Source organism: Gorillibacterium terrae, from assembly GCF_051594785.1.
GTDB lineage: Bacteria > Bacillota > Bacilli > Paenibacillales > NBRC-103111 > Gorillibacterium.
In genome coordinates this window covers 1-820 of sequence record NZ_JBPPGI010000019.1, presented here as the reverse complement: position 1 = coordinate 820, position 820 = coordinate 1, and the positions used below count along the sequence as shown (strand labels likewise).

At 51.5% G+C, this 820-nt stretch carries 2 tRNA genes and 1 rRNA gene; all 3 read right to left on the bottom strand.

Going from position 1 to position 820, the window contains the following annotated elements:
• Positions 1 to 125 (bottom strand): 23S ribosomal RNA (locus ACSEXS_RS22605); the annotation flags it as partial.
• Between the two features lie 232 nt (positions 126 to 357).
• Positions 358 to 433: transfer RNA gene (locus ACSEXS_RS22600), tRNA-Ala, on the bottom strand.
• Between the two features lie 80 nt (positions 434 to 513).
• Positions 514 to 590: transfer RNA gene (locus ACSEXS_RS22595), tRNA-Ile, on the bottom strand.
• Positions 591 to 820: the final 230 nt, after the last annotated feature.

Here is an 820-nt window from a genome sequence, read left to right as displayed (position 1 = left end):
CCCCCATTCGGACATCCCCGGATCGATGCTTGCTTACAGCTCCCCGGGGCAGTTTCGTTGTTCGCCACGTCCTTCTTCGGCTCCTGGCGCCTAGGCATCCTCCGTGTGCTCTTACTAGCTTAACCGGTTGTTTTTTTGCCGAGCGTTGTTCTCGTCAAAAAAATCAACTAGTTGTCTTTTTCACCCGCAAGGGTCAAAAAGCAACGAGACACATAACTCGGTAGTTGGATGTTTCCTACGCGTTTGTTGCTTCGCTATCCAGTTTTCAAGGAACAAGCCGTTCCTGCGGTTTAAGCAGTGACCTTCTGCTTTATGGGCAGAAGCTTGCTGCGGGTTAGGCAGCATTTGAAGAAGAAATGGTGGAGCTAAGCGGGTTCGAACCGCTGGCCTCCTACATGCGAAGCAGGCGCTCTCCCAGCTGAGCTATAGCCCCATGTTTACCTATACAAGCCAATAACAGAGAAGCGAAACCAAATCCACAACTCTTCTTCCAACTTCCATGAGGAAAACAAGTGGTGGGCCTTAGTGGACTCGAACCACCGACCTCACCCTTATCAGGGGTGCGCTCTAACCAGCTGAGCTAAAGGCCCTCAAAGCCTATCCATGAAGCAAAGCTTCATCAACACAGCTTCAAGTGCTGCGGCTTTTTCCCGCCGAAGCAGGCAAAAGCCGAAACCATTTCCAGAAAGGACATCGCCCTTTCAAAACTGACAACGAGTGGATGAGGCTGTGCTCCCTCGATCGGAGCATTAGATTGTTACATAGGCCTCGCCATTACAGCGAATCCGGTAACTCCCTAGAAAGGAGGTGATCCAGCCGC